Annotated in this window: 29 protein-coding genes; 17 read left to right on the top strand and 12 right to left on the bottom strand. The window is 71.4% G+C overall.

Going from position 1 to position 26,181, the window contains the following annotated elements:
• Positions 1-9: 9 nt before the first annotated feature.
• The gene (locus ACZ5L9_RS13015; RefSeq protein WP_464528367.1) at positions 10-357 is read right to left on the bottom strand and encodes a hypothetical protein; all 348 of its coding nucleotides are present in this window, start codon (positions 355-357) and stop codon (positions 10-12) included.
• A 201-nt stretch (positions 358-558) separates the two neighbouring features.
• Between ACZ5L9_RS13015 and ACZ5L9_RS13010 the strand changes: the two genes are divergently transcribed.
• Entirely contained in the window at positions 559-813 is a 255-nt protein-coding gene (locus tag ACZ5L9_RS13010) for a WhiB family transcriptional regulator (RefSeq protein ID WP_225284082.1), read from the top strand.
• Positions 814-822: 9 nt separating this feature from the next.
• Here ACZ5L9_RS13010 and ACZ5L9_RS13005 read toward each other — a convergent pair whose 3' ends face one another.
• A complete protein-coding gene (locus ACZ5L9_RS13005) occupies positions 823-2,307 on the bottom strand; it encodes a sensor histidine kinase (RefSeq protein WP_464528365.1) in 1,485 nt (494 codons plus the stop codon).
• 284 nt (positions 2,308-2,591) lie between these two features.
• On the opposite strand from ACZ5L9_RS13005, the gene ACZ5L9_RS13000 reads away from it, so the two are divergent.
• Complete coding sequence (locus ACZ5L9_RS13000) at positions 2,592-3,344, top strand: DUF2785 domain-containing protein (protein WP_464528363.1); 753 nt, start codon at positions 2,592-2,594, stop codon at positions 3,342-3,344.
• Between the two features lie 188 nt (positions 3,345-3,532).
• On the opposite strand, the gene ACZ5L9_RS12995 is transcribed toward ACZ5L9_RS13000, so the two are convergent.
• The 6 genes from ACZ5L9_RS12995 to ACZ5L9_RS12970 form a co-directional block, all read right to left on the bottom strand.
• Complete coding sequence (locus ACZ5L9_RS12995) at positions 3,533-3,607, bottom strand: 50S ribosomal protein bL37 (protein WP_369759046.1); 75 nt, start codon at positions 3,605-3,607, stop codon at positions 3,533-3,535.
• An 81-nt stretch (positions 3,608-3,688) separates the two neighbouring features.
• Positions 3,689-3,982, bottom strand: coding sequence for a mycothiol system anti-sigma-R factor (gene rsrA / locus ACZ5L9_RS12990; protein WP_464528361.1), 294 nt, complete (start codon positions 3,980-3,982; stop codon positions 3,689-3,691).
• Positions 3,979-4,590: a sigma-70 family RNA polymerase sigma factor gene (locus ACZ5L9_RS12985; protein WP_464528359.1), complete on the bottom strand. Its 612-nt coding sequence runs from the start codon at positions 4,588-4,590 to the stop codon at positions 3,979-3,981. Before ACZ5L9_RS12985 ends, rsrA begins: the two co-directional genes overlap by 4 nt.
• A gap of 135 nt (positions 4,591-4,725) precedes the next feature.
• The gene (locus ACZ5L9_RS12980) at positions 4,726-5,382 is read right to left on the bottom strand and encodes an alpha/beta hydrolase family protein (protein WP_464528357.1); all 657 of its coding nucleotides are present in this window, start codon (positions 5,380-5,382) and stop codon (positions 4,726-4,728) included.
• Positions 5,379-6,134 carry an SOS response-associated peptidase gene (locus tag ACZ5L9_RS12975; protein ID WP_464528355.1) on the bottom strand — a complete coding sequence of 252 codons (756 nt, stop codon included), beginning with the start codon at positions 6,132-6,134 and terminating at the stop codon, positions 5,379-5,381. The genes ACZ5L9_RS12980 and ACZ5L9_RS12975 overlap by 4 nt, the downstream gene beginning before the upstream one ends.
• Positions 6,135-6,163: 29 nt before the next feature.
• Positions 6,164-6,877, bottom strand: coding sequence for a hypothetical protein (locus ACZ5L9_RS12970; protein ID WP_464528353.1), 714 nt, complete (start codon positions 6,875-6,877; stop codon positions 6,164-6,166).
• A 223-nt stretch (positions 6,878-7,100) separates the two neighbouring features.
• Here ACZ5L9_RS12970 and ACZ5L9_RS12965 point away from each other — a divergent pair, with 223 nt between their 5' ends.
• From ACZ5L9_RS12965 to ACZ5L9_RS12945, 5 genes are all read left to right on the top strand, one after another.
• Positions 7,101-9,599, top strand: coding sequence for a sigma-70 family RNA polymerase sigma factor (locus ACZ5L9_RS12965; RefSeq protein WP_464528351.1), 2,499 nt, complete (start codon positions 7,101-7,103; stop codon positions 9,597-9,599).
• Between the two features lie 49 nt (positions 9,600-9,648).
• Positions 9,649-10,779: a DoxX family protein gene (locus tag ACZ5L9_RS12960; protein ID WP_464528349.1), complete on the top strand. Its 1,131-nt coding sequence runs from the start codon at positions 9,649-9,651 to the stop codon at positions 10,777-10,779.
• Positions 10,780-10,816: 37 nt separating this feature from the next.
• The gene (gene aroA, locus ACZ5L9_RS12955) at positions 10,817-12,112 is read left to right on the top strand and encodes a 3-phosphoshikimate 1-carboxyvinyltransferase (protein ID WP_464528347.1); all 1,296 of its coding nucleotides are present in this window, start codon (positions 10,817-10,819) and stop codon (positions 12,110-12,112) included.
• Positions 12,113-13,120 carry a ribosome small subunit-dependent GTPase A gene (rsgA, locus tag ACZ5L9_RS12950; protein WP_464528344.1) on the top strand — a complete coding sequence of 336 codons (1,008 nt, stop codon included), beginning with the start codon at positions 12,113-12,115 and terminating at the stop codon, positions 13,118-13,120.
• Positions 13,121-13,234: 114 nt separating this feature from the next.
• Positions 13,235-13,447 carry an RNA-binding S4 domain-containing protein gene (locus ACZ5L9_RS12945; protein WP_464536861.1) on the top strand — a complete coding sequence of 71 codons (213 nt, stop codon included), beginning with the start codon at positions 13,235-13,237 and terminating at the stop codon, positions 13,445-13,447.
• A 9-nt stretch (positions 13,448-13,456) separates the two neighbouring features.
• Here ACZ5L9_RS12945 and ACZ5L9_RS12940 read toward each other — a convergent pair whose 3' ends face one another.
• Entirely contained in the window at positions 13,457-13,828 is a 372-nt protein-coding gene (locus ACZ5L9_RS12940) for an FKBP-type peptidyl-prolyl cis-trans isomerase (RefSeq protein ID WP_464528341.1), read from the bottom strand.
• 37 nt (positions 13,829-13,865) lie between these two features.
• Positions 13,866-14,297, bottom strand: a complete 432-nt coding sequence (locus ACZ5L9_RS12935; protein ID WP_464528338.1) for a CBS domain-containing protein — start codon at positions 14,295-14,297, stop codon at positions 13,866-13,868.
• Between the two features lie 94 nt (positions 14,298-14,391).
• On the opposite strand from ACZ5L9_RS12935, the gene ACZ5L9_RS12930 reads away from it, so the two are divergent.
• Complete coding sequence (locus tag ACZ5L9_RS12930) at positions 14,392-14,856, top strand: hypothetical protein (RefSeq protein ID WP_464528335.1); 465 nt, start codon at positions 14,392-14,394, stop codon at positions 14,854-14,856.
• Between the two features lie 32 nt (positions 14,857-14,888).
• Here the strand turns inward: ACZ5L9_RS12930 and hisN are convergent, their stop codons facing one another.
• Complete coding sequence (gene hisN, locus ACZ5L9_RS12925) at positions 14,889-15,743, bottom strand: histidinol-phosphatase (RefSeq protein WP_464528332.1); 855 nt, start codon at positions 15,741-15,743, stop codon at positions 14,889-14,891.
• 86 nt (positions 15,744-15,829) lie between these two features.
• Here hisN and ACZ5L9_RS12920 point away from each other — a divergent pair, with 86 nt between their 5' ends.
• Both ACZ5L9_RS12920 and ACZ5L9_RS12915 read left to right on the top strand, forming a co-directional pair.
• Entirely contained in the window at positions 15,830-16,276 is a 447-nt protein-coding gene (locus tag ACZ5L9_RS12920) for a DUF2231 domain-containing protein (RefSeq protein ID WP_464528330.1), read from the top strand.
• Positions 16,277-16,399: 123 nt separating this feature from the next.
• A complete protein-coding gene (locus tag ACZ5L9_RS12915) occupies positions 16,400-18,301 on the top strand; it encodes a methyl-accepting chemotaxis protein (protein WP_464528328.1) in 1,902 nt (633 codons plus the stop codon).
• Between the two features lie 23 nt (positions 18,302-18,324).
• Here ACZ5L9_RS12915 and ACZ5L9_RS12910 read toward each other — a convergent pair whose 3' ends face one another.
• Positions 18,325-19,590, bottom strand: coding sequence for a DUF445 domain-containing protein (locus ACZ5L9_RS12910; RefSeq protein WP_464528326.1), 1,266 nt, complete (start codon positions 19,588-19,590; stop codon positions 18,325-18,327).
• Positions 19,591-19,653: 63 nt separating this feature from the next.
• On the opposite strand from ACZ5L9_RS12910, the gene ACZ5L9_RS12905 reads away from it, so the two are divergent.
• From ACZ5L9_RS12905 to ACZ5L9_RS12875, 7 genes are all read left to right on the top strand, one after another.
• Entirely contained in the window at positions 19,654-20,094 is a 441-nt protein-coding gene (locus ACZ5L9_RS12905; protein ID WP_464528324.1) for an FAD synthase family protein, read from the top strand.
• 93 nt (positions 20,095-20,187) lie between these two features.
• Complete coding sequence (locus ACZ5L9_RS12900) at positions 20,188-20,832, top strand: NAD(P)-dependent oxidoreductase (RefSeq protein WP_464528322.1); 645 nt, start codon at positions 20,188-20,190, stop codon at positions 20,830-20,832.
• Between the two features lie 71 nt (positions 20,833-20,903).
• The gene (locus tag ACZ5L9_RS12895; protein WP_464528319.1) at positions 20,904-21,140 is read left to right on the top strand and encodes a hypothetical protein; all 237 of its coding nucleotides are present in this window, start codon (positions 20,904-20,906) and stop codon (positions 21,138-21,140) included.
• A gap of 114 nt (positions 21,141-21,254) precedes the next feature.
• Complete coding sequence (locus tag ACZ5L9_RS12890) at positions 21,255-22,115, top strand: nitrilase-related carbon-nitrogen hydrolase (protein ID WP_464528317.1); 861 nt, start codon at positions 21,255-21,257, stop codon at positions 22,113-22,115.
• Positions 22,115-23,560 (top strand): dihydropyrimidinase, encoded by a 1,446-nt coding sequence (hydA, locus tag ACZ5L9_RS12885; RefSeq protein ID WP_464528313.1) that lies wholly within the window; start codon positions 22,115-22,117, stop codon positions 23,558-23,560. Before ACZ5L9_RS12890 ends, hydA begins: the two co-directional genes overlap by 1 nt.
• A gap of 94 nt (positions 23,561-23,654) precedes the next feature.
• A complete protein-coding gene (locus tag ACZ5L9_RS12880; protein WP_464528310.1) occupies positions 23,655-24,743 on the top strand; it encodes a TIGR03842 family LLM class F420-dependent oxidoreductase in 1,089 nt (362 codons plus the stop codon).
• 84 nt (positions 24,744-24,827) lie between these two features.
• A complete protein-coding gene (locus ACZ5L9_RS12875) occupies positions 24,828-26,159 on the top strand; it encodes an aminotransferase class III-fold pyridoxal phosphate-dependent enzyme (protein ID WP_464528308.1) in 1,332 nt (443 codons plus the stop codon).
• Positions 26,160-26,181: the final 22 nt, after the last annotated feature.

Genomic DNA, 26,181 nt, shown 5'->3' with positions numbered 1-26,181 from the left:
AGCGCAGCGCTACTCCCCGGCGTGCTCCTCGGTCGAGAGCGCCTCCAGGCTGGCGGGGTTCAGGACGCAGCCGAGAGTGAGCAGGGCGACCACCAGGAGTCCGATCGAGACGGGCGTGTTGGTGCTGCGGTAGTCCCAGGCCAGGCCGAGGGTGATCAGCTGGGTCAGCACGATCGGGGCCCGCGACCAGGACTCGAGCCGGAGCAGGCCGTAGGTGCAGATGCCGAGCGCGGCGGCATAGGCGAGGAAGAAGATCGCGGTGCTGACCGACATCGCCGAGACGTCGACCAGGACGAGCACGCCCCAGACGGCGAGGGCGACTCCCTGGAGTCCGACGAGGGCAGCGGCTACAGTCACAGAGAGCGGGCGTGGCACTGCGCAAGCCTACGAGCCACCTCGTCGCGGTGAGGAATCCCACGCTCGTCAGCCCTTGTTTAACGCTCCAATAATTGGAATCCTTGGCAGTCGCACTCGGAGGCGCTCACAAACACGCCCGTGCGACGCTGAGGCACTGACCGTGCCACCCAGACATTTGTAGGAAGTAGGGATCCCCCGGCCATGGATTGGCGCCATCGTTCTGCATGCCTCGACGAGGACCCGGAGCTGTTCTTCCCGATCGGGAACACCGGCCCGGCCATCCTGCAGATCGAGGAGGCCAAGGCCGTCTGCCGTCGCTGCGACGTCCGCGAGCAGTGTCTCCAGTGGGCGCTCGAGGCCGGTCAGGACCACGGTGTCTGGGGCGGCCTCTCCGAGGACGAGCGTCGCGCGCTGAAGCGCCGCAACGCCCGCGCACGCGTCCGCTCGACGGTCTGAGGCTCCTCCTCACTCATCCAGGGGTACGTCGATCGCCGCTCGAGCACCGGAACCATCGGTCCGGTGCTCGATCCGCAGTGTGCCCTTGAGCTCGGACTCCACCAGCGTTTTGACGATGGAGAGCCCGAGATTCGTCGACCGCTCCAGGTCGAAGCCCTCCGGCAGGCCGCGCCCGTGATCCTCCACGGTGACGAGCAGCCGGCCCGCCGGACGAGCGACCATCAGGTCGATGCGCCCCGGTTCGTCGCCCGATGAGCGGTCGGCGTAGCCGTGCTCGACGGCGTTCTGCAGCAGCTCGGTGAGGACCATCGCCAAGGCGGTCGCCATCTCGCTGGGCAGCGCACCGAAGCTCCCCTCGCGGCGCACCCTGACGGGCGCGCCCACGGCGGAGACCTCGGTGACCATCACGCCCAGCCGATCGGCGATCTCGTCGAAGAGCACCTTCTGCTCGACCGCCTGCAGGCTGAGCGTCTCGTGCACGAGCGCGATCGAGCCGACCCGTCGTACGGCCTCGTCGAGTGCCGCCTTCGCGGCCGGCTCGCCGATCCGGCGCGCCTGGAGGCGCAGCAGCGCGGCGACGGTCTGCAGGTTGTTCTTCACCCGGTGGTGGATCTCGCGGATGGTGGCGTCTTTGGTGACCAGCTCCCGGTCGCGCCGGCGCAGGTCGCTGACGTCGCGGACCAGCACCAGCGCGCCGATGTGCCGTCCCTGGGGACGCAGCGGGATCGACCGTACGATCAGCGAGACCGGCCGGGACTCGATCTCGGTGTCGCGGTAGGCGCGCCCGCCGAGGACAGCGCTCAGCGTCTCCTCGTCGGGCCGATCGCGCGGCGGCACCAGCTGCCGCGTCAGGTCGGCCAGCGACGAGCCGGCCAGGTCGCCCGAGAGCCCGAGCCGGCGGTAGACCGAGAGCGCGTTGGGGCTGGCGTAGACGACGACGCCGTCGGCGTCGACGCGTAGGAACCCGTCACCCACCCGCGGGGTGTCGGCATGGTCGCTGCGCTGCCCGGCGGCCGGGAAGTGGCCGCCGGCGATCATCTGGGTCAGATCGGAGGCGGTCTGGAGGTAGGTCAGCTCGAGCTGGCTGGGCGTGCGGACGCCGAGCAGGTTCGTGTTGCGGCTGATCACCGCGATGACACGCTGCTGGCGGCGCACCGGGATCGTCTCGACCCGTACGGGGACGTCGTCACGCCACTCCGGGTCGCCCTCGCGGACCAGCCGGCCGGCGGAGAGCGCCTCGTCCAGCACCGGGCGGCGGCCCTCGGGGACGAAGGTGCCGACCATGTCGTCGACGTAGGCCGTCGGGCCCGTGGTCGGGCGCATCTGGCCCGCCGCCCAGAAGCCCTTTCCCTCGCGATCCGGCAGCCACAGCACGAGGTCGGCGAAGGACAGATCGGCGACGATCTGCCAGTCGGCCATGAGGAGCTGCAGCCAGGCGACGTCGTCGTCGTCCAGGTCGGTGTGGCTCTGGGCTAGCTCGAACAGCGACGGCACGGGGCTGAGACTAGGCGACCGGAGCGAGGCGTCGCGAGCTTGCTCGTGGTTGCCGAGCGAGGGAGCCAGCCGCGCAGCGGCTCGGCGACCGGAGCGAGGCGTCGCGAGCTTGCTCGTGGTTGCCGAGCGAGGGAGCCAGCCGCGCAGCGGCTCGGCGACCGGAGCGAGGCGTCGCGACCCTGCTCGCGGAAGCTCACCGGGCCTGAGAGGATGTCGCTATGTCCGGGTCATATTGGGAAGCAGTGCGCTCACAGGGGCTCGGTGTCCCCTCTGACCGCCCGCTGGTGGAGCTCACGACCGAGCTCACCCGCATGCTTGGCGACGCCGATCCCGACATGCGAGACGCTCTCGCGTATCCGACGTTGTCGACGTGGATCGCCCGTGGCGTGTACGACGACCTGCTCGCCGGGCTCGGGGACGGGATGGCCATCGGCCTCACCGCCGGCCTGGGCGAGTCGGGCACGGACACCGTCTTCCGGCGCAGCTTCTCGGCACTGGTGCTGCGCGAGTGCATCGCCCGTGACAACGACCGGCCGCTGGTGCCCGGCGGCAAGGTGCTCGAGTGGGGCGACCGGCTGGCGACCTGGCTGCTGCGCGAGCAGGACCTGCGCTCCCAGGTGCCCGGCAAGGGCACCGCGCAGGCCCTGGCGCACGGCGCGGGCGCGCTCGCGACCCTCGCCGACTCGCCGCACCTGGCGATGCCGGAGCTGACCGTCCTGCTCGACGTCATCGCCGATCGCGTGCTCGCCCCGGTGGGTGGCTCCTACCCCCAGCACGACAGCGACCAGCTCGCCCGCGCGACGATCGCCGTGCTGCGCCGCAACGCGGTGCCGTTCCCCGTCGTCGAGGCCTGGGTGGCGCGGCTCGGCGCGAGCGGCGACGCAGGTGCGATCGCGCGCGACAACGCCGAGGCGTTCCTGCGCGGCCTCTACCTCCAGCTCGCGCTGGGCCCGCAGCCGCCGGCCGTACGCGCGGATCTGCTGCTGGTCATGGTCGACGTGCTGCGGCGCCGCAACCCCGAGCTGCGCAAGGGCTGAGGGGTCCCGCCTGTCTCGACCCGCGGTCACACCCGCGCAAGCTCGGGCGTGCGCTCGCTCGACCTCCTCGCGTCGGTGCGGCCACTCGTGCCCCGCGACGTAGCCCCTGTCTCGACCCGCGGCCACACCGGCTCGGAAATGCAGCGAGCCCCTGGCCGGACGGCCGGGGGCTCGGTTGCTTGATGCGCTCAGGCGTTGGGGCGCTTGCCGTGGTTCGCGCCCTTCTTCTTGCGAGCGCGGCGCTTGCGGCCGGTCTTGCCCATGGTGTCCTCCTGTGGATCGATAGTCGCCCACGAGGGGCAGGGGTCAGTCTCTCAAATCGACGACCCGAGGGCGAATCTGGGTCAGTCCCGCCGGATCTCCACGCGGACCTGCTCCAGGCGGAGCATGATCTTGGCGCGCAGCTCACCGGGGGCGACCTCCGAGCACGAACGTGCCACGACCTGCTTCACGGTGCGCTGGAGGTCGTACTTGGCCAGGCACGGATTGCAGGAGTCGAGGTGCTCGCGCACCGCCGAGCAGTCCGCCTCGTCGAGCTCGTTGTCGATGAAGTAGACGATCTGCTCGAGATAGTCGGCACACTCCGCGGAGGTGGGGTAGGCACTCTCGCTGTGGGTGTGCTCGGCATGCGTGCTCATGCCACCGACTCCTTCACGTAGTCGGAGAGCAGGTCGCGCAGCTGGCGGCGCCCGCGGTGCAGGCGGGACATGACCGTCCCGATCGGCGTCTCCATGATCTCGGCGATCTCCTTGTAGGCGAAGCCCTCGACGTCCGCGAGGTAGACCGCGAGCCGGAACTCCTCGGGCAGGCGCTGCAGGGCGTCCTTGACCTGGGAGTCGGGCAGGTGCTCGAGCGCCTCCGTCTCCGCGGACTTCAGTCCGTGGGAGCTGTGCGACTCGGCGCGGGCCAGCTGCCAGTCCTCGACGTCCTCCGACATCGACTGCTGAGGCTCGCGCTGCTTCTTGCGGTAGCTGTTGATGAAGGTGTTGGTCAGGATGCGGTAGAGCCAGGCCTTCAGGTTGGTGCCGGGCTTGAACTGGTGGAAGGAGGAGTACGCCTTGGCGAACGTCTCCTGCACCAGGTCCTCGGCGTCGGCCGGGTTGCGGGTCATGCGCATCGCGGCCGAGTAGAGCTGGTCGAGGAAGGGAAGCGCGTCCGTCTCGAAGCGCAGTGCTCGCTCTGCATCCGTCTCGGTCGCCGGGTCCACGGCGAGCGAGGCGGTCAGGTCATCGAAGGTGTCAGACATCGAGGCCAAGACTACGCCGGTGTGATCCGGAGTGGCGGCGGTTGCCGCAGGACGGTCGAGGCAGGCGATCATGTCTGCCTCAACAGCGACCCCCGGCCGGTCATTCCCTGGTCAGGGACCAGGCGCGCACCGCGGTCAGGCGCGGGCGCCGACAATCTCCCGGATCAGCCACTCCAGCGTCGACTCGACCAGGATCGCGTTGGCCTCCTCCTGGTCCAGCGGGCCGGTCTTGGCCACCCGCAGGGAGTGGTCGGCTGCCGGCACGACGACCAGGTCGACCGCCCCCTGCTGGCCGGGGAACTCCTCGGGCCGCCCCATCGGGTCCCGCTCCCCCTGGATCACCAGCGTCGGCACGCCGGCACGCAGCAGCTCGTCGAGCCGGCTCTTCTCCGGCTTGCCGGGCGGGTGCAGCGGGAAGGCCAACGCCAGGCAGCCGACGGCGCCCAGGCCGGCGGCCGTACGGGCTGCGGACCTGGCTCCCGCGGAGCGGCCGCCGACGACCAGCGGCGTGGTCGCCGCCAACGCCTCGGCCGCCGCGACGAACCCGCCGTCGAGCGTGGCCGGCGGGGAGGCGATCGGACGGCCCGCGACCCGCCACGGCTGTTCGAAGAGCGCAACGCTGATGCCCTCGGCGGGCAGCGCGGCGGCCAGGGCACGCAGGTCGTGGGTCTCGATGCCGTTGCCGGCGCCGTGGCTCAGCAGCGCGGTCGCGATCGGAGCGTCCGCCTCGTGCACCTCAAGCCGGCCCTCGCCGTACGGTGTGGCGATCGTGGTGATACTCGGGGTACTCACAGCAGCGACTCCTCGGCGGCGGACGAGAGGGGCAGGGGTTCGACGAGCTCGGGGCCGTTGTTGCGGACGTTGCTGACCAGCGTGCTGACGGGGAACGCCTCGAGCCTGCCGGGCGCAGCGGGCTCCAGCAGCGTCAGCGCCGCAGGACGGGCCGGGTCGAGCCATGCGTCCCATCGGTCCGGCTCGACCATCAGCGGCATCCGGTCGTGGATCCGCCCGAGGTCGTCCTCGGCGGTGGTGGTGATGACGGTGCAGGTCCAGCGCCAGGCGCCCGGCGCGTCGCCGTCGTCGACGGACCGGTCGCGCCAGATCTCATAGAGGCCGGCCATCGCGAGGACGCCGCCGTCGCGCGGGCGGATGAAGAACGGCTGCTTGACCGGCTTGCCCTTGGCGGTGGTCTGGGAGGTGGCGTACCACTCGAAGTAGCCGTCCGCCGGCACCAGGCACCGGCGCGAGGCGAACGCCTTGCGGAACGCGGGCTTCTCCGCGACCGTCTCCATCCGGGCGTTGATCATCCGGCTGCCGATGCCCGGGTCCTTGGCCCACGACGGCACCAGGCCCCAGCGGACCGAACGGAGCTGGCGCTGTTGCGGACGCTCCTCCTTGGCCGGCCGCTCGAGGATCGCGTACACCTCGTCGGTGGGCGCGACGTTGTACGAGGCGGGCAGCGGCGCAGCGAGATAGGACTCGTCGACGCCGAACTCATCGGCGAGGTCGAGCGGGTCCCGGCTGGACGCGTAGCGGCCGCACATGCGCCCAGACTAGTGGGGTCGCGGCCCGGTCAGGCGCGAGCGAGCTCGTCGAGCAGTGCGGCCGCCGAGGCGTCGCTGGCGGGCAGACCCTCGATCCAGACCCGCGACGACTGCCGTACGACCATCCGGCGCAGCAGCGCGACCCGCTCGGCGAGCGCGTCGGCGCGCGGAGCGACCACGACCACCCGGTGATGACCGACCTGGCCGACGGTCTCGCTGCCGGCGAAGACCGTACGGGCTGCCTGCCCGACCAGCGTCAGACGGCGCGCCGCCGCGACCGGGTCCAGCGCGATGCCCGCGTCGGCGACGACCAGGGCGTGGCTGCGGCTCACGGGGGTGAGCGGCGGGGACTCGGCGCGGTAGAGCTCGGCGATCCGCTCGCGGACGTGGGCGTGGGTGGACAGACCGGTCAGCGGGTCGGCGCAGGAGAGCCCGTGCAGGTAGCCCAGCACCGACTCGCTCCACGCCAGCGAGAGCGCGTGCGACTCCTCGAAGGCCGGGTCGCGTCCGGCGACGAGCTGGGTGGCGGCGCGCAGCCCTTCGAGGCTCTCCCCGAGGGAGGAGCCCAGCTCCGCATGCGTACGTCCCACCACCCAGCACGCCTCGATGGACGGGGCCGCTGCGGCCAGTGCCTCCCCTACCGCCTCGAAGTGCGGAGCGAGCACGCTCCGCATCTCCTCGGTCAGCTCCACGCCGTTGCGCCGTGGCCCGGCGGGCGTTCGCTTGCGGGCGAAGATCCCCATCCGAGCCTCCCCCATCCATGCGGATGTACGGCGCGGTCGCGCCGTACGATGATGAGACGCAGCAGCGGCACGGTCATGACGCGGTGAGGGAGCCTCTCTTCTCGCAAGACTTCCTCCCGACCCGCTCGTCGACCGGACCATCATCTGCACGAGCCATCCGGACGGGGGACGACAGGATCGCGCGGTCGGCGTCATGACGCTCACGCGGCGACGTCATAGAGCTGTGAGTGATCCGCACCAGGGCCAGTCCTCCGGAGTGGCGCCCCTCGGCGAGTCGGGCGACGCGGAGCTGATCTCCGCCGTCCGGGGCGGGGATCTGGACGCGTACGGCGTGCTCTTCGGACGCCACGTCGAGGCCGCCCGCCGGCTGGCGCGCCAGCTCGTCCCGGCCGGCGACGTCGACGACCTGGTCTCCGACGCCTTCGCCAAGGTGCTCACGGTGCTGCAGCGGGGCGGCGGACCCGACCTCGCGTTCCGCGCCTACCTGCTCACCTCGGTACGACGGCTGCATGTCGACCGGATGCGCGCCGGTTCCCGCGTGACCACCACCGACGACCTCTCCACCTACGACCCGGGGACGGCGTTCGAGGACACCGCCGTCGCGGGGTTCGACAACGCCGCCGCGGCCAGGGCGTTCGCCTCCCTGCCCGAGCGCTGGCAGCTGGTGCTGTGGCACACCGAGGTCGAGGGCCAGAAGCCGGCCGAGATCGCACCGCTGCTCGGCATCAGCGCGAACTCCGTCTCCGCCCTGGCCTACCGGGCCCGGGAGGGGCTGCGGCAGGCGTTCATCTCGATGCACGCCCAGGACGCGACCGAGGACGCCTGCGCCACCACCCGTGCCAACCTCGGTGCCTACCTGCGCGGCGGCATCTCGAAGCGCGACGGTGCGAAGGTCGAGGAGCACCTCGCCGGCTGCCGCGAGTGCAGCGCGATCTATCTCGAGCTCGCCGAGGTCAACAACGACCTCGGCGCCGTGCTCGCCCCGATGCTGCTCGCCGGCGCCGGCGCCGGGTATCTCGCGGCCGTCCATGTTGGCGCGGCCGGCGCGGCCGAGGGCGGCGTGCTGCTCCTCCTCGACCGGACGCGGGACTGGATCCTGCACAACCCCGTCGGCCGGGTCGTGGCGGGCGCGACCGGTGTCGTCGCGGCGAGCGCGGTCATCGCCGCTGTCGCGCTCACCCATGGCGGTGGCGCCGCTCCGGAGGCCTCGCGGCCCACGGCCACGCCCACGGTCAGCTCCCCCGCAACGGGCACAGCGACGGGCACAGCGAGCGCGCCGGCGGATCCGGGCTCCACCCCGCCCCCACGCCTCCTGCCACCGGTCTCAGCGAGCCCGCCCCACCCGACGACGCCGTCCACCACGACACCGTCCACGACACCGGACTCCACGGCACCTGACTCATCCGGCGCGGGCACGCAGCCGCAGATCCGCGTTCCGCTCGCCCCGGTGGTCGCGACGTCCCCGCCGGTGACGATCGACCTCACCCGCGGCGCCACCGATCCGAACGGCGACCCGCTCACCGTGAGCTCCGCCACCGTCGAGGCGCCCGCGCACGGCACCGTCGTGATCAACCGCGCCACGGCGCGCGCCCTCACCGGCCGCATCGTCCTCGCCGGACCCGTCGCCGTGCCGCGCGGCGCGGTCGGCACCACCATCACGTACACGCCGAACCGCGGCTGGCGCGGCACCGACACCATCTCCTACGTCCTCACCGACGGCCACGGCGGCACCGTCGCTGGCAGGGTGAAGGTCCGTACGCCCAACGCCGCGCCCGTCGCCCGCAACGACGGCGCCCACGCGGCGAGCGCCTGGCAGACGCCGTCCCCGATCACGATCGACGTGCTCGGCAATGACACCGACGTCAACCACGACCACATCGCCCTCGCCGCGGTGACCCGGCCACGCCACGGGAGGGCGGCGATCGCCCACGGTGCCATCCGCTACACCCCGGAGGCGGGACTCGGTGCGACGAGCGACTCCTTCCGCTACACCGTCCACGACGGTCACGGCGGCACCAGCCGGGCGACCGTGACGGTCCACCTCGGTGCCCTGCCGGACCGGCCCCCCACGGCCGGGGCGGTCACCGTCACCACCCCGTACGGGACGGCGGCGCCGATCGACCTCGCCGCGCACGCCTCCGATCCGGACGGTGACCACCTCAGCTTCCTCGCCGGCAGCGCGCCGGCCCACGGCACCGTCTCCATCGGCACCGGCGGGCACGCGACCTACACGCCCGACACGGGCTACGCCGGCGCCGACACGTTCGGCTACCGCGTGTCGGACGGGAGGGGCGGCAGCTCGAGCGGGACCGTGGTCGTCACCGTCTCACCGCTCGCCTCGGACCTCCGGCTCACCAGCACGGGGGCCGTCGTCAAGGGGTACGAGCATGTCCGGCTGAGCGCTGCCGGCATCCCGGCCGGCCACGCCGCCACGTTCCACCTGCGCATCAGCGGCATCACCGGGTGGGCGCCCGGCCAGTCGCACTCGCTCGTCGACTCGCCCGACTGCACGCTCCCGGACGAGCCGAGCGGGCAGCTCGACCTCACCTGCACCGTCGCCACGGACGGTGCAGGTGAGGTCGAGCTGGTGCACCTCGACTTCGACGTCGCAGCGTCGTGGAGCGTCGACGCCACCCTCTCGCCGCTGGGCTTCGTCGACAGCCGCCCGGGCGACACCACGTTCCACCGCGACTCCGCCGACGGGGTCCCGCTCGGACAGTGAGCGGGCGGCCCCGGGCATGCCCGGGGCCGCTGGCGGGTAATCGGACGTCATGAGCCTCAGCCGCACCATCGCGCGTCCCCTCATGGCCTCGATCTTCCTGGTCGGGCCGATCCAGACCCTGCGCAACTCGCAGGGCGTTGCCACGAAGGCCGAGCCGGTCACCGATCCTCTGGTCAAGCTCGCCCAGCGAGCGGGCATCCCGCTCCCGCAAGACCCGGAGAAGCTGGTCAAGATCAACGCTGGCGTCCAGATCGTCGCGGGCCTCTGTCTGGCGACCGGCCGCTGGCCGCGGCTCTCCGCGGCGGTGCTGGCGACCACCCTGGTGCCGACCACGGTCGCCGGGCACGACTTCTGGAACGAGACCGATCCGGACGTACGCCGCCAGCAGCAGCTCCAGGTCGCCAAGAACCTCTCCCTGCTCGGCGGCCTGATCATCGCCGCCGGGGACACCGACGGGAAGCCCGGCGTCGCCTGGCTCGCCAAGCACGCCGCCAGTGACCTCCACCGCGATCTCGGCCACGCGGCCCACACCGCCAAGCTCGAGGGCAAGGTCGCGGTCCTCGAGGCCGACCGTGGCACCGCGGCGGTGGGCGCGACCCTCGGCACCGCCCTGCTGGCAGCGGGGCAGCGTGCCAAGACGGCGCTGGAGGAGACGGCGGTCCATGTTGCGGAGACCGCCCAGGAGAAGGGCCCGATCGTCGCCGCAGCAGCCCGCGAGCACGCCAGCTCGCTCGCCGCGAGCGCCGCCGAGGTAGCTCAGGAGAAGGGACCCATCGTCGCCGCCGCGGCGCGGGAGCACGCCAGCTCCCTGGCCGCGAGCGCCGCGGACGCCGCCCACGAGGCCCGGGCCGAGGCCGAGCCCGTCATCAAGGACCTCAACAGGCGCGCACGGAAGCAGGCGAGGCACGCCCGCAAGCAGGCCGAGCCCGTGATCAAGGATCTCCGCAAGCAGGCCAAGAAGCAGGCCAAGCAGGCCCGCAAGCAGGCCAAGCACGTCCGCAAGCAGGCCGAGCCGGTCATCAAGGACCTTCGCAAGGACGCGAAGAAGCAGGCCAAGAAGGCCAAGAAGATGGCACAGAAGAAGGGTCCGGAGCTGGTCGCCGCCGCGCGCGAGCAGGCCTCCACGGCTCGCGACCAGGCGATGGCGGCCGGCGAGGCGGCCAAGGCCAAGATCGCCTGAAGCACGGCGAAGGGCCGGCGCTCGGTAGGCTGCGGACGTGACGCAGCCCCCGATCGCCGACCCCTGGCCCGCACCGCGCGCGAGCGCGCCGATCGAGGCGACCGTCTCGCTTCCCGGCAGCAAGTCCCTGATGAACCGTGCGTTGGTGCTCGCCGCGATCGCCGACGGCCCGTCCGTGGTGCGCCGGGCGCTCCGCTCCCGCGACTCCTCGCTCATGGCCGGCGCGCTCGCCGCGCTGGGCGCGACGATCGACACCAGCGGCGAGGACTGGGCCGTCACCCCGGCCACCTTCGACAAGGACGGCTCGATCGACGTCGGCCTGGCCGGCACCGTGATGCGCTTCGTCCCCCCGGTCGCCGCTCTCAACAGCGGGACGATCGCCTTCGACGGTGACGAGTACATGCGCCAGCGCCCGATCGGCGAGGTGCTCAAGGCGCTGCGCGCCCTGGGCGTCGGAGCCGAGGGCGACGCCCTCCCCTTCCGCCTCGCCGGCGACGGCTCCGTCCCCGGCGGCGTGGTCACCATCGACGCCTCCGGCTCGAGCCAGTTCGTCAGTGCGCTGCTGCTCGCCGGCGCCCGCTACGAGGCCGGCATCGACGTACGTCACGACGGCGAGCCGGTGCCGTCACTCCCCCACATCGAGATGACCGTCTCCATGCTGCGCGAGCACGGCGTCGAGGTCGACGACTCCCAGGCCGACCGCTGGGTGGTGGCGCCCGGCCCGGTCAAGGCGCTGGACCGCACCATCGAGCCCGACCTGTCCAACGCCGCGCCCTTCCTGGCGCTGGCCGCGCTCTCCGGTGGCCGGGTGGTGGTGCGCGACTGGCCCGAGACCACCGACCAGCCCGGCGACGAGCTGCGCACGATCCTGGCCCTGATGGGCTGCCACGTGGAGATGACCGACGACGGCCTGGCCGTCTCGGGTCCCGCGGGCGGACGGCTGCGCGGCCTGGAGATGGACCTGCGCGACGTCGGCGAGCTGACCCCGGCGATCGCCGCGCTCTGCGCCCTCGCCGACACTCCGTCGCGGCTCACCGGGGTCGCCCACATCCGTGGCCACGAGACCGACCGCCTCACCGCCCTCGCCACCGAACTCAACGCGCTCGGCGCCGACGTCGACGAGCTGCCCGACGGCCTCGTCATCCGGCCCGCTCCCCTGCACGGCGGCGTCTTCCACACCTACGCCGACCATCGGATGGCGCACGCCGGCGTGATCATCGGCGCCGCCGTCGACGGCATCCTGGTCGAGAACGTCGGCACCACGTCCAAGACGTTCACCGACTTCGCGCCGTTCTGGTCGGCCCTCTTCGCCCGCACCGGGCCGGAGGCGTAGTTGACGCGCGGCTACTCCGAGCACGACCCCGAGCACTACGACCGGCCCAACCGGCGAGGCTCGCGGCCGCGCACCAAGGAGCGGCCGTCCTACGACAACGCCGTCGACGGGGTCATCGTCACGGTCGACCGCGGGCGCTTCACTGTGGTCGTCGCGGGCCGCCAGATCTGGGCGGTCAAGGCACGGCCCCTGGGCCGCAAAGGGGTCGTGGTCGGCGATCGCGTACGGCTGCTCGGCGACACGTCCGGCGCCGAGGGGAGCCTCGCCCGGATCGTGGAGGTCGCGGAGCGCACGACCGTGCTGCGGCGCACCGCCGACGACGACGACCCGTATGAGCGGGTGATCGTCGCCAACGCCTCCCAGCTGGTCGTGGTGACCGCCCTGGCCGACCCCGAGCCGCGGCACGGGCTGATCGACCGGGCGCTCGTCGCGGCGTACGACGCCGGGCTGAGCCCGCTGCTCTGCCTCACCAAGGCCGACCTGGCCGACCCCGAGATCCTGCTCTCGACCTACCGCGCCCTCGGGGTGCCGTGGGTGGTCACCCGGAAGGGCGGGGACCTGGGCGAGCTGCGCGAACGGCTCACCGGGCAGAGCAGCGTGCTGCTCGGCCACTCCGGCGTCGGGAAGTCGACCCTGGTCAACGCGCTGGTGCCGGACGCCAACCGGGAGACGGGCCACGTCAACGCCGTCACCGGCCGCGGCCGGCACACGTCGACCTCGGCGCTGATGCTGCGGCTGCCGGACGCCGGCGCCGACCTGACCCACGGGTGGATCATCGACACCCCCGGCATCCGCTCCTTCGGGCTGGCGCACGTGGAGCCGGAGCACCTGATCGAGGCGTTCCCCGATCTCGATGAGATGACCGAGGACTGTCCACGCGGATGCACGCACGGCGCGGAGGAGCCCGAGTGCGGCCTGGACGAGGCGATCGAGCGTGGGGACGCCGATCCCGACCGGGTGGCGTCGTTCCGGCGGCTGCTGGACGCCCGCTCGGCCTCGCCCTACTGAGGGTGATGGGAGACTGGGATCGTGTTCGGTCGTAAGAAGAGGTCCGCAGACGTCCCCTCCGAGGCCGCGGAGCCCGCGGGCCCGCAGATCGACGACGTCCCGATCCGCGAGGAGATGATCCGTCTCGGGCAGTTCCTCAAGCTCGCCAACATGGTCGAGCACGGCGGCGAGGCCAAGGAGGTGATCGCGGCCGGCGAGGTGACGGTCAACGGCGAGGTCGACGTACGCCGCGGCCGGCAGTTGCACCTCGGCGACGTGGTGGAGCTGCGCGGACAGGCCGCCCGACCGGTCAGCGAGGCTGACTACGTGGACGACCTGCCCTGGTAGTGCAGGGCGTCAGCCGACCGACAGGAGGTCGACGACGAAGATCAGGGTCTCGTTGGGCTTGATCACGCCAAGGTCGCGCTGGCCGTAGCCCAGGTGCGGCGGGATGATCAGCTGGCGGCGACCGCCGACCTTCATGCCCTGGACGCCCTGGTCCCAGCCGGCGATGACGCGGCCACCACCGAGCGGGAACTGGAACGCGGCGCCGCGGTTGTACGAGGCGTCGAACTCCTCGCCGCTGCTCAGCGCGACGCCGACGTAGTGCACGGCGACGTTCTTTCCGGCGACGGCCTCGTCGCCGTCGCCGACGGTGATGTCCTTGATGACGAGGTCGGTGTAGGTCTCCGACGGGTCGACGAAGTCGATCTCAGGCTTCTGGCTCATGGGCCCAGCCTAACGATCCGCTCGGATCGCGCCCCGCTCAGACCTGGTGCACGTAGCTGTCGAGCTGGTCGCGCTCGAAGGTCAGCTCCTCGATCCGGTGCTTGACCAGGTCGCCGATGCTGACCACGCCGACCAGCGCGCCGTCGCTGAGGACCGGCAGGTGACGGAAGCGGCCCTGGGTCATCACACCCATCACGTCGTCGAGCGTGTCGGCGGTGCCGCAGGTCGTGACGTGGCTGGTCATGATCGCGGAGACCGGCTGGTCGAGCACGGCAGGGTCGGCGTGCAGACGCCGGACGACGTCGCGCTCGCTGACGATGCCGTCCAGGGCGTCACCGTCGTCGCTGACGACGCAGGCGCCGATGTTGTGCTCGGCCAGGACGCCGAGCAGATCGCGGACGGCCGCGTCACGACGGATCGTCACGACGCCGGCGGAGGGCTTGGCGGCCAGGATCTCTCCGATGCGCATCCTGTGACGGTAGCCCCGGCGCACGACGCTCCGCCAGACCCTGTCGGAGGCTGCCCTGTTGTGGGTACCTCTTCGGGAACGGAAGGGAGTAGTCATGTCCACGATCGGTTGGATCATCCTCGCGGTGGTCGTGGTGGCGGTGCTGTTGCTCGCGCTCGCGGTGTGGCGATCGGCGCGCCGCAGGGTGCGCAGCGAGCGCGCTCACGAGATGCGCAGCGAGGCCCGCGGCCACGCCGCCGAGATCGGCACCAGTCGCGCAGAGGCCCAGGAGGCCGAGGCGCGCGCGACCGCCGCACGCCTGGAGGCGGATCGTGTCCAGCGGGAGGCCGATGCCGCGAAGACCGCGCTGGCCCAGGACGAGGCCGCGCACGAGGACCGGCTGCGCGAGGCGGACCGGATCGACCCGGCCGTGAATCACCGGGCACGCGACTACGAGCCCACCACGCCGGATGAGGGTGTCCCCGGTGCCCCGGGTGTCGTGGACGGTGAAGGCGACGGCACTCCGCCGGGGGACGGCGCCTACCCTTCCAACGGCGGCGCCCACCGCGCGCCGGACTGACGGCCCCTCAGGAACGGCCCCTCCGGAACGCCTCAGGAACGGCGCAGCGGGGTGACCGATCCGGGGCCGCTGGTCGGCCAGTCCGGGTCGTCGCCGTCGGGAACGCTGCCCAGGAACGACAGCGCCGCGTCGTGCAGGTGCCCGTTGGTGGCCAGCGCGTTGCCACCCCACGGGCCGTCCTCGCCGTCGAGCGAGGTGAAGACCCCACCGGCCTCGGTCACGATCGGGACCAGCGCGGCCATGTCGTAGAGCTCCAGCTCGGGCTCGGCGGCGATGTCGACCGCACCCTCGGCGAGCAGCATGTACGACCAGAAGTCGCCGTAGCCGCGGGTGCGCCAGCACCGCCGCATCAGCGCCATGAAGTCGTCGAGCCGGCCGCGCTCCTCCCAGCCGTTCAGCGAGGCGTAGGCCAGCGAGGCGTCCTCGAGGCGGCGCACGTCGGAGACCTGGTTGCGGGTCGCCTTCATCAGCGACTTGCCGGTCCAGCTGCCCTGGTCCTTGGTGGCCCACCAGCGGCGACCGAGCTGCGGCGCCGAGACGACGGACATCACGACCTCGTCCTCGACCGCGAGCGCGATCAGGGTGGCCCACACCGGAACCCCCCGGACATAGTTCTTGGTCCCGTCGATGGGGTCGATGATCCAGCGCCGGGAGGCGGTCCCGGAGGAGCCCTCCTCCTCGCCGGTGATCGCGTCGCGGGATCGGGCGCGGGAGAGCGTACGGCGGATCGACTCCTCGACGGCCTTGTCGGCGTCGCTGACCGGGGTGAGGTCGGGCTTGGTCATGACGTGCAGGTCGAGCGCCTTGAACCGGTCGGCGCTGATCGAGTCGGCGTCGTCGGCGAGCAGGTGCGCGAGACGCAGGTCGTCGGTGTAGTCGGTCGCCACGGGACCACCCTAGTTGCACGCGGTGGCCCGCGAGCCTTTCCCGAGGTCCTCAGGTCGCTGTCATGTCCACCCGGCAGGATGGACGCATGACGGTCGACGGCCTCCCCCTGCATCCGCTCATCGTGCACGCGACGGTGGTCGCCCTGCCCGTGCTGGCGCTGCTGTCACTCGCGTACCTGCGGCCCGCCTGGCGCGGGCGCCTCCGGTTCCCGCTCCTCGCCATCGGGGTGGTGGCGGCGGTGCTGATGTGGCTGACCTCGGCCAGCGGCGACTCGCTCAAGCACGACCGGTTCTCCACCGTGACCGGCGAGCTCGCCCGGCGGATCCAGCACCACGAGGACCTGGCCGGCAAGCTCGCGGTGGCGACGTACTCGCTGGCGGCCGTCGTCGTCATCGTGACGTTCCTCGGTCGCCGGCTGCCCGCGCCGGGCCGCTGGGTCGGCTCGGTCCTGATGGTCGCCGGGGCGATCACCGTGGGCGTCCTCGTCGTGCTGACCGGACACGCGGGCGCCGAGGCCGCCTGGGCGCAGTAGCCGTCGGCGGAGCCACGGCAAAGAAACCGCTCAGACCGCGGATCCGCTGACCGATCGAAGCCGCGTTTGGCGGCGGGCATCCCGCTGGCCCGGGACAGCGCTGCCGCGCAGAAGGAACCGCTCATGTCTGTCGACCTCCTGAACGAGAACGCCCTCACCACCGCGCCCGCCGACCCCGTCTCGATCGGGTACGGCGCCGTCGATGCGATGGGCATCGGCGCCTTCGTGATCGATCCTCGCTTCCAGATCCTGCACGCCAACCCGGCGGCGCTGAGCGACGTCGCCGCGATCACCGGCCAGCGGGTCCCCCTCGACGCGTTGATCGGCCTCAGCTTCGACATCGTCCTGCAGAACCGCCACGACCTGGCGCAGGTCGTGGCGGACCCGAGCCGGATGCCGTTCGAGATGCAGGACCAGATGGGCGACCGGATCCTCGAGGTCTCCCTGCGCGCCATCCACGACGCCACCGGCGCGTACCACGGAGCGCTCTGCAGCGCCGTCGACGTCACCGAGCGGGTCAACGCCGAGCGCACCGCCGCCGACGCCGAGACCGACGCGGCCACCACCAACACGCTGCTCACCCGCCTGGCCGGCAACGAGACCCGCGAGGTCGCGATGCAGAACGCCCTCGACGTCCTGGCCGAGCGCTGGCAGCTCCCCTATCTGGCCTACTGGTCCATCGACGAGGCGGGCCTCATGGTCGCCGTCCAGGACGCCGGCGTGCCGGGCATCCGTGAGCAGGGCCGCGAGTTCGACGCCCAGGTGCAGTGGGCCCGTGGCGAGGGCCTGTGCGGCAAGGCCTGGTCGACGCGCGACCTCTTCTACATCGCCGACGTCGCGTCGGCCACCGACGCCGACTGGGCGGGCGCCCAGGAGGCCGCGGCCGCGGGCGTGAAGTCCGCCCTGGCCTTCCCGATCACGACGGGCGGCCAGGTCGTCGGCGCGATCGAGGTCGCCTTCGACGTCCAGCTGCTCCTGTCCGAGCAGCGCAAGGCCGCGATCCGCTCGATCGCGCAGATCATCTCGGACGCCATGCAGCGCGCCGCCGCCTCCGAGCGCACCCTGGCCGAGGCCGGGGACAACCAGCGCCGCCTCGACGAGCTGCTCGTCTTCGTACGGAAGGTCTCGGCCGGCGATCTCGCCACCGACACCGACGTCCTCGGCAACGACAACCTCGGCCAGATGGGTGCCGGGCTCAACGAGCTGGTCAGCTCGTTCCGCTCCTCGCTGGCCCAGATCAACCGCACGGCCGACACCCTCAACCTCGCCGCCGGCGAGCTGACCGCCGTCGCCCAGGGCATGGACGACGGCGCCGCCCAGACCACCGACCGCGCCTCGACCGCGTCGGCCGCCTCGGTCGAGGTCTCCGCCTCGATCCAGACCGTCGCCACCGCCGCCGAGGAGATGACCGCGAGCATCCGCGAGATCGCCCGCAACGCCACCGACGCCTCGACCGTGGCGACCCAGGCCGTCAGCATCGCCGGGAACACCCAGGGCACCGTCGCCTCGCTCGGCGAGGCGAGCGCCGAGATCGGCAAGGTCGTCAAGGTGATCACCACGATCGCCGCCCAGACGAACCTGCTCGCGCTCAACGCCACCATCGAGGCCGCCCGCGCCGGCGACGCGGGTCGCGGCTTCGCGGTGGTCGCCAACGAGGTCAAGGAGCTCTCCAGCCAGACCGCGAGGGCGACCGAGGAGATCAGTCAGCGGATCGCGGCGATCCAGGGCAGCACCACCGACGCGGTCGAGGCGATCGCGCAGATCACCGGGGTGATCACCGAGATCAACGACATCACCGGCACCATCGCCAGCGCCGTGGAGGAGCAGACCGCCACGACCAACGAGATCGCCCGCTCGGTCACCGAGGCCGCCAGCGGCGCCAACGGGATCGCCGAGGACGCCACCCAGGTCGCCCGCGCCGCCGCGGAGACCCAGGCCGGCGCCCAGGGCACGCTGGACGCGGCCACCCGCCTCACCTCGATGGCCGGCGAGCTCAAGGACCTGGTCGGTCACTTCCGGCTCTGACACGGGCCCGGAGGCCGGGCGGTTTACAGCACGGTCGAGACGGCGTGGATCAGCACGCCGACCAGGCCACCGACGATGGTGCCGTTGATCCGGATGAACTGCAGGTCACGACCGACGTGCAGCTCGATCCGCTGGGAGGCCTCACGCCCGTCCCAGCGCTCGATGGTGTGGGTGATGACGGCGGTGGCCTCCTTGCCGTACCGCTTCACGACGTAGACCAGGCCGTCCGCGGCGATGCCGTCGAACCGCTCCTGCAGAGCAACGTCGCCGGAGAGCCGTACGCCGAAGCGGGTCACCTCCTGCACCAGGCGGGCGCGCAGCGCGCCCTCGTCGTCCTCGAGCGCGGTGGTGAGGGCGCGCCGGAAGGCGTTCCAGAGGTCGACCGAGGTCGCCAGCACCTGCGGGTGCTCCAGCAGCCGGAGCTTGAACTGCTCGGCCCGCTCCTGGGTCGCGGCGTCGTGCTGGAGGTTGGTGGCGAGCTCGCCGAGCAGCTGGTCGAGGGCGACCCGCGCCCGGTGGTGCCGGTCGTCGCGGATCTCGGCGACCCAGCGGACGATCTCGACGTGGATGCGTGCCGCGGCCGGGTCGCGCAGCGCCGTCGGGATCCACCATGGCGCCCTCTCTCCCAACACGTCGGTCACGGTCTCGGGGTTGGCCAGCAGCCAGCCGTGCAGCTCGACCAGGGCGAGCTCGACCAGGCCGTGGTGCAGGTCGTCGGCGAGGGCGCCCTCGAGCGCGCCGCCGAGCAGCGGCGCGATCCGCTCCTCGGCGAAGCGCGGCACCAGCACGTCGTGGACCAGCTCGGCGATGTGGTCGTCGCGGACCCGGCCGAGTCCGGCCGCGGCGACCGTGGAGACCTCGTCGACCAGCGTCCGGGCGTTGCTCTCCTGCGCCAGCCACGCTCCGGCCCGGCGGGCGGGCCGGACCACCGCGATCCGCTCGCGGAGCACGTTCTCGGCCAGGAAGTTCTCCCCGACGAACTCCTCCAGGCTGTGCCCGATGTCGTCCTTGCGGCGCGGGATCAGCGCCGTGTGCGGGATCGGCAGTCCGAGCGGGTGCCGGAAGAGCGCCGTCACTGCGAACCAGTCCGCGATGGCGCCGACCATCGAGGCCTCGGCACCGGCGTTGACGAAGCCGAGGAAGCCGTCCTGGTGCAGCGTCAGCAGGAAGACGACCGCCGCCACGACGAGCAACGAGGTGGCCACCGTACGCATCCTGCGAAGCGCCTTGCGGCGGGCGCCGTCGGCGGTCGTGTCCGTGATCGGGCTGGCGATCGGGCTGGCCGTCATGGCGGTGATTCTGCTCCCTCTGCTGATTCTTTCCGGAGACCGTCCCCGTGTCAGAATTCTCTAATGCACAATCGCACGGTCATCACCTTCGGCACGTTCGACGTCTTCCATGTCGGCCATCTCCGTGTGATCGAGCGTGCGTCCCATCTGGGCACCCGACTCGTCGTCGGGGTCAGTGCCGATGCTCTCAACCTGCGCAAGAAGAACCGCGAGCCGGTCTTCAGCCAGGCCGAGCGGCTCGCGATCGTCGGATCGCTGAAGCAGGTCGACGAGGTCTTCCTCGAGGAGAGCCTCGAGCTGAAGCGCGACTACATCCTCAAGTACGCCGCTGACGTGCTCGTGATGGGCGACGACTGGGCCGGCCGCTTCGACGAGTTCAGCGACATCTGCGAGGTCGTCTACCTGCCGCGTACGCCGGCGATCTCCACCACCGCGCTGATCGAGAAGATCGCAGGCTCGGAGCTGGCGGGCATGCCAGGCGCCGAGCCCCTGATGTCTGCCTGATCAGCCCGGCCGGAGAACGCGGTCCGATGGAATGCGGGCCGGTGGAATGCGGGCCGGAGGAATGCGGTCCGGTCCGCCCCGGTTGGCGAGGGTATGAGCAACCTCGTGATCTTCGGCGGAACCGGCTACGCCGGCGGCAACATCGCGGCTGAGGCCGTCAAGCGCGGCCACACCGTCATCTCCTACTCCCGCACCCTGCCCGAGCGTCCGCTCGTCGGCGTCGAGTACCGCACCGGCTCGATCACCGATAGCCACGTGCTGAGCCACGCCGGCCAGGACGGCGACGAGATCGTGGTGGCCGTGCACGGTGCCGACGTCGACGGGAAGAAGCTCGTCGACGTGGTCCCGGCGCTGGTCGCGACCGCGCTGGCGCACGGCGCCCGGCTCGGCGTCGTCGGCGGGGCAGGCAGCTCGCTGGTCGCCGAGGGCGGCCCGCGGCTGATCGACACCCCGGAGTTCCACGACGAGTGGAAGGCGGAGGCCTCGGCGCATGCCGAGGTGCTGGAGGCGCTGCGCCGCTCGCCGGAGGAGCTGCGCTGGTTCTACGTCTCCCCCGCCGCGCTCTTCGGCGCGTTCGCGCCCGGCGAGACCACCGGCGCCTACCGCACCGGCGGCGACGTCCTGGTCACCCAGGAGGACGGCTCCTCGGAGATCTCCGGCACGGACTTCGCGCTCGCCTTCGTCGACGAGATCGAGCAGTCCCACCACCCTCGCCAGCGGTTCACCGTCGGCCACTGACCAGACCTGCGACGACGACCGCGCCGGCACTCGGGTCGTAACCACCCGGCCGGCACGGTCGTTGTCGTGTCATGGACGACACGCTGCTGGTGCTCACCGGACGACTGCCCCGCCAGCGGCGCGACCTGGCCCTCGACATCTGCGTCGAGGTGATCGCGATAGCCCCCGATCTGCCCGGCGGCCACCCCGGCCGGGCGGCGCGCAGCGCGGTGATGCTGCTGCTCGAGATGGCGATGCCCGAGCAGTCCGAGAGCGACCGTCGCCAGCTGGCGCACGCGGCCGAGCGGGCCGTGGTCGGCGCCGCGTGAACGCCCCGCGGGGGCCCGCAACTCTTAACCCAGGAGATACATCGCGAAACTGAACGGCAACGTTCAGACTGGGACGATCACCGAAGCGATTGACCCGATGCCTGGAGGAGCCCCATGACGATCGTCCGCGCAGCCATCTCGCAGACCACCTGGACCGGCGACAAGGACTCGATGCTGGACCGGCACGAGAAGTTCGCGCGCGATGCCGCGGCCCAGGGTGCCCACGTGATGTGCTTCCAGGAGCTCTTCTACGGCCCCTACTTCGGCATCACCCAGGACAAGAAGTACTACCGCTACGCCGAGCCGGTCGACGGGCCCGTCGTCCAGCGCTTCGCGGCGATCGCCAAGGAGCTCGGCATGGTGATGGTCCTGCCGATCTACGAGGAGGCGGAGACCGGCATCTACTTCAACACCTCGGTCCTGGTCGACGCGGACGGCACCATCCTCGGCACGTACCGCAAGGTGCACATCCCGCACGTGGAGAAGTTCTGGGAGAAGTTCTACTTCAAGCCCGGCAACCTCGGCTTCCCGGTCTACGAGACCGCCGTCGGCAAGGTCGGCATGTACATCTGCTACGACCGGCACTTCCCGGAGGGCTGGCGCGAGCTCGGCCTCAACGGCGCCCACATGGTCTTCAACCCCAACGCCACCAAGCCCGGGCTCTCCAACCGGCTCTGGGAGGTCGAGGGCCCCGCCGCGGCGGTCGCCAACGGCTACTTCGTGCTCCAGCCCAACCGGGTGGGCCTGGAGGACAACGAGTACGGCGCCGAGGCGGTGAACTTCTACGGCACCTCCAACGTGATCGACCCGCGGGGCAACTTCGTCGGCGAGCGCGGCAGCAGCGAGCACGAGGAGCTCCTGGTACGCGACCTCGACATGGACATGGTCCAGGAGATGCGCGACGACTGGCAGTTCTACCGCGATCGCCGGCCGTCCACGTACACCCACATCGCCACCCCCGGGGTGAACTCCTGATGGCGCGATCCTCGACGACGCTCATCACGGGCGGCACCGTCGTCTCCGCCACCGGTCGCACCCGGGCGGACGTCCTGGTCGACGGCGAGACGATCGTCGCGCTCATCGCCCCCGGCGCCACGCCCTTCGGCACGATCAGCGCGGACCGGGTGATCGACGCGAGCGACAAGTACGTCATCCCCGGCGGGGTCGACGCGCACACCCACATGGAGATGCCGTTCGGCGGGACCTTCGCCTCGGACACGTTCGAGACCGGCACCCGGGCGGCCGCGTGGGGCGGCACCACCACCATCGTCGACTTCGTCGTGCAGTACCCCGAGCAGAACGTCCTCGACCAGTACCACCTGTGGCACGAGAAGGCCGCCGGCAACTGCGCCATCGACTACGGCTTCCACCAGATCCTCAGCGACGTGCAGGACAGCTCACTGACGGCGATGGACGAGCTGATCGCCGAGGGCGTCACCAGCTTCAAGCTGTTCATGGCCTACAAGGGCGTCTTCCTCTCCGACGACGGCCAGATCCTGCGGGCCTTCCAGAGGGGCGCCGAGAACGGCGCGATGATGATGATGCACGCCGAGAACGGCGCGATCATCGACGTGCTGGTCCAGCAAGCCCTCGCCGCCGGCAACACCTCCCCGTACTGGCACGGCATGACCCGCCCCTGGCAGGCCGAGGAGGAGGCGACCCACCGCGCGATCATGCTGGCCGACCTGACCGGAGCGCCGCTCTACATCGTGCACGTCTCGGCCAAGCAGGCCGTCGAGCAGATCGCGGCCGCTCGGGACCGGGGGCTCAACGTCTTCGGCGAGACCTGTCCGCAGTACCTGTACCTTTCGCTCGAGGAGCAGCTGGCCGCGGTCAGCGAGCAGTGGGGCGACCTCGAAGGTGCCAAGTGGGTCTGCTCGACGCCCTTGAGGTCGAGGGCCGAAGGTCATCAGGACCGGATGTGGCGCTCGCTGCGCACCAACGACATCCAGATGGTGTCCACCGACCACTGCCCCTTCTGCATGAAGGACCAGAAGGAGCTGGGCCGCGGGGACTTCTCCAAGATCCCCAACGGCATCGGCTCGGTCGAGAACCGGATGGACCTGATGTACCAGGGCGTCGTCGCGGGGCAGATCACGCTGGAGCGCTGGGTCGAGATCACCTCCACCACCCCGGCCCGGATGTTCGGCATGTACGGCCGCAAGGGCGTCATCGCCCCCGGAGCCGATGCCGACATCGTCGTCTACGACCCGGCGGGCCACACCTCCATCGGGCTGGGCCCGGGCCGTACCGCCCACCACATGAACATGGACTACTCCGCCTGGGAGGGGTTCGAGATCGACGGCCACGTCGACCTGGTGATGTCGCGCGGCGCGGTGGTCGTCGACGAGACCGGCTACGTCGGGAGCAAGGGGCACGGGCGTTACGTGAAGCGCGGGCTGTCGCAGTACCTGAGCTGATCTCGATACACCCTCGCTTCGCTCGGGCACTCGATCACCGGAAGGGACACACCCGCTCCTCGCTCCCACCTCAACCACCAACGAAAGGCAAGAGATGGACTTCGGTGTCGTCCTGCAGACCAACCCGCCGGCCTGGCGGACCGTCTCCTTGGCCAAGCGCGCCGAGGAGTACGGGTTCAGCCACGTCTGGACCTTCGACTCGCACCTGCTGTGGATGGAGCCCTACGTCATCTACAGCCAGATCCTGGCCGAGACGAAGCGGATCACGGTGGGGCCGTTCGTGACCAACCCGGCGACCCGCGACTGGACGGTCACGGCGAGCGTCTTCGCCACCCTCAACGAGATGTACGGCAACCGGACCATCTGCGGCATGGGCCGCGGCGACTCCGCTGTCCGGGTCCTCAACGGCAAGCCGTCGACGATCAAGGAGATGCGCGAGGCGACCCACGTGATCCGCGAGCTGGGCAACTGCCGCAGCGTCGAGATCAACGGCGCGACCCTGCAGTTCCCGTGGGCGACCTCGTCCCGGCTCGAGGTCTGGATCGCCGCGTACGGCCCGCTCGCGCTCAAGGCCGCCGGAGAGGTGGGCGACGGCTTCATCCTGCAACTGGCCGATCTCGACATCGCGGCGTGGATGATCGCGGCGGTCAGGAAGGCGGCCGCCGGGGCCGGCCGTGACCCGGAGTCGCTGACGTTCTGCGTGGCCGCTCCCGCATACGTCACCGACGGGTCCGACGCAGCCCTCGCGCACGCCCGCGAGCAGTGCCGCTGGTTCGGCGGGATGGTGGGCAACCACGTCGCCGACATCGTGGCGAAGTACGGGGCCTCGACAGGCTCGACCACCGGAGGCTCGACCACCGGAGGCTCGACCACCGGAGGCTCGACCACCGAGGCCGTCCCGCAGGCACTGACCGACTACATCAAGGGTCGCCAGGACTACGACTACAACGAGCACGGCCGGGCCGGGAACACGCACGCCGGCTTCGTGCCCGACGAGATCGTCGACCGGTTCTGCCTGATCGGCACGCCGCAGGAGCAGGTCGCCAAGCTCGAGGCCCTGCGCGAGCTCGGCGTGGACCAGTTCGCCGTCTATCTCCAGCACGACGCGAAGGAGGAGACGCTCGCGGCGTACGGCGAGCACGTCATCCCCCTGGTCAACCGCCCGGCGACGGCCAAGCAGTGACCGAGGGTGGCGAGTGAGCCATCCGTAGCGTTGACTGAGAAGCGCGCACCTTCCTTCTCCGAGACCCCCGAAATCAGGCCCCCGATGACGAGCACCATCAGCGCCGGCACCGACCTCGACGCCCGCGCCCGCGAGCTGGATCGCGCCCACGTCTTCCACTCCTGGTCCGCCCAGGGTGCCCTGGACCCGCTGGTCGTGGCCGGCGGCAGCGGCAGCCGGGTGTGGGATCACGCCGGGCGCACCTACCTCGACTTCTCCAGCCAGCTGGTCAACGTCAACATCGGCCATCAGCACCCCAAGGTCGTCGCCGCGATCCGCGAGCAGGCCGAGCTCCTCACCACCATCGCCCCGGCCACCGCCAACCTCGCTCGCGGCGAGGCGGCGGCACGGATCGCCGCCCGGGCACCGGAGCCGTTCAACACGGTCTTCTTCACCAACGGCGGCGCCGACGCGAACGAGAACGCCATCCGGATGGCGCGCCTGTTCACCGGTCGCGACAAGGTGCTCTCGACGTACCGCTCCTATCACGGCAACACCGGGGCGGCGATCGTCTCGACCGGCGACTGGCGCCGGGTGCCCAACGAGTACGCCCGGGGCCACGCCCACTTCTTCGGCCCGTACGCCTACCGCTCGGAGTTCTGGGCCGACACTCCCGAGCAGGAGGGCGAGCGTGCCCTGCACCACCTGCGCCGGGTGATCGAGTCGGAGGGCCCGGGCACGATCGCCGCGATCCTGCTCGAGACGATCCCCGGCACGGCCGGCGTCCTGATGCCGCCGCGGGGCTACCTCGCCGGGGTCCGCGCGCTGGCCGACGAGTTCGACATCCTGCTCATCCTCGACGAGGTGATGGCCGGATTCGGCCGGACCGGACACTGGCTGGCGCTGGACGCCTACAACATCGACGGCGCGGTGGTCCCCGATCTGATCAGCTTCGCCAAGGGCGTGAACTCCGGCTACGTGCCGGCCGGCGGCGTGCTGATCAGCGACCCGATCGCGGCGACCTTCGAGGATCGGGTCTTCCCGGGCGGTCTCACCTACTCGGGGCACCCGCTGGCGATGGCCTCGATCGTGGCGACCCTCGACGCGATGAGCGAGGAGGGCATCGTGGAGAACGCCGCCACCATCGGTCGTGACCACATCGGCCCCGCGCTGGAGGCGCTCGCCGCCAAGCATGACGTCATCGGCGAGGTGCGCGGCACCGGCGTCTTCTGGGCCGTCGAGCTGGTCGCCGACGCCGGGACCCGTGCCCCCCTCCCCGCCGCCGCCATGGCGCAGATCAAGCGCGACCTCCTGGCCCGCGACCTCCTGCCTTTCGTGCAGGACAACCGCATCCACGTCGTACCGCCCTGCGTCGTCACCGCGGAGGAGGTCGCGACCGCGATCTCCATCTACGACGACGTCCTCGGCTCCCTGTGACCACGCCCGCCGAAAGGAAGAC

Source organism: Nocardioides sp. JCM 18998 (assembly GCF_055391535.1).
Note: the sequence above shows the minus strand (reverse complement) of the source record. Positions and strands in the feature narration are given on the sequence as shown.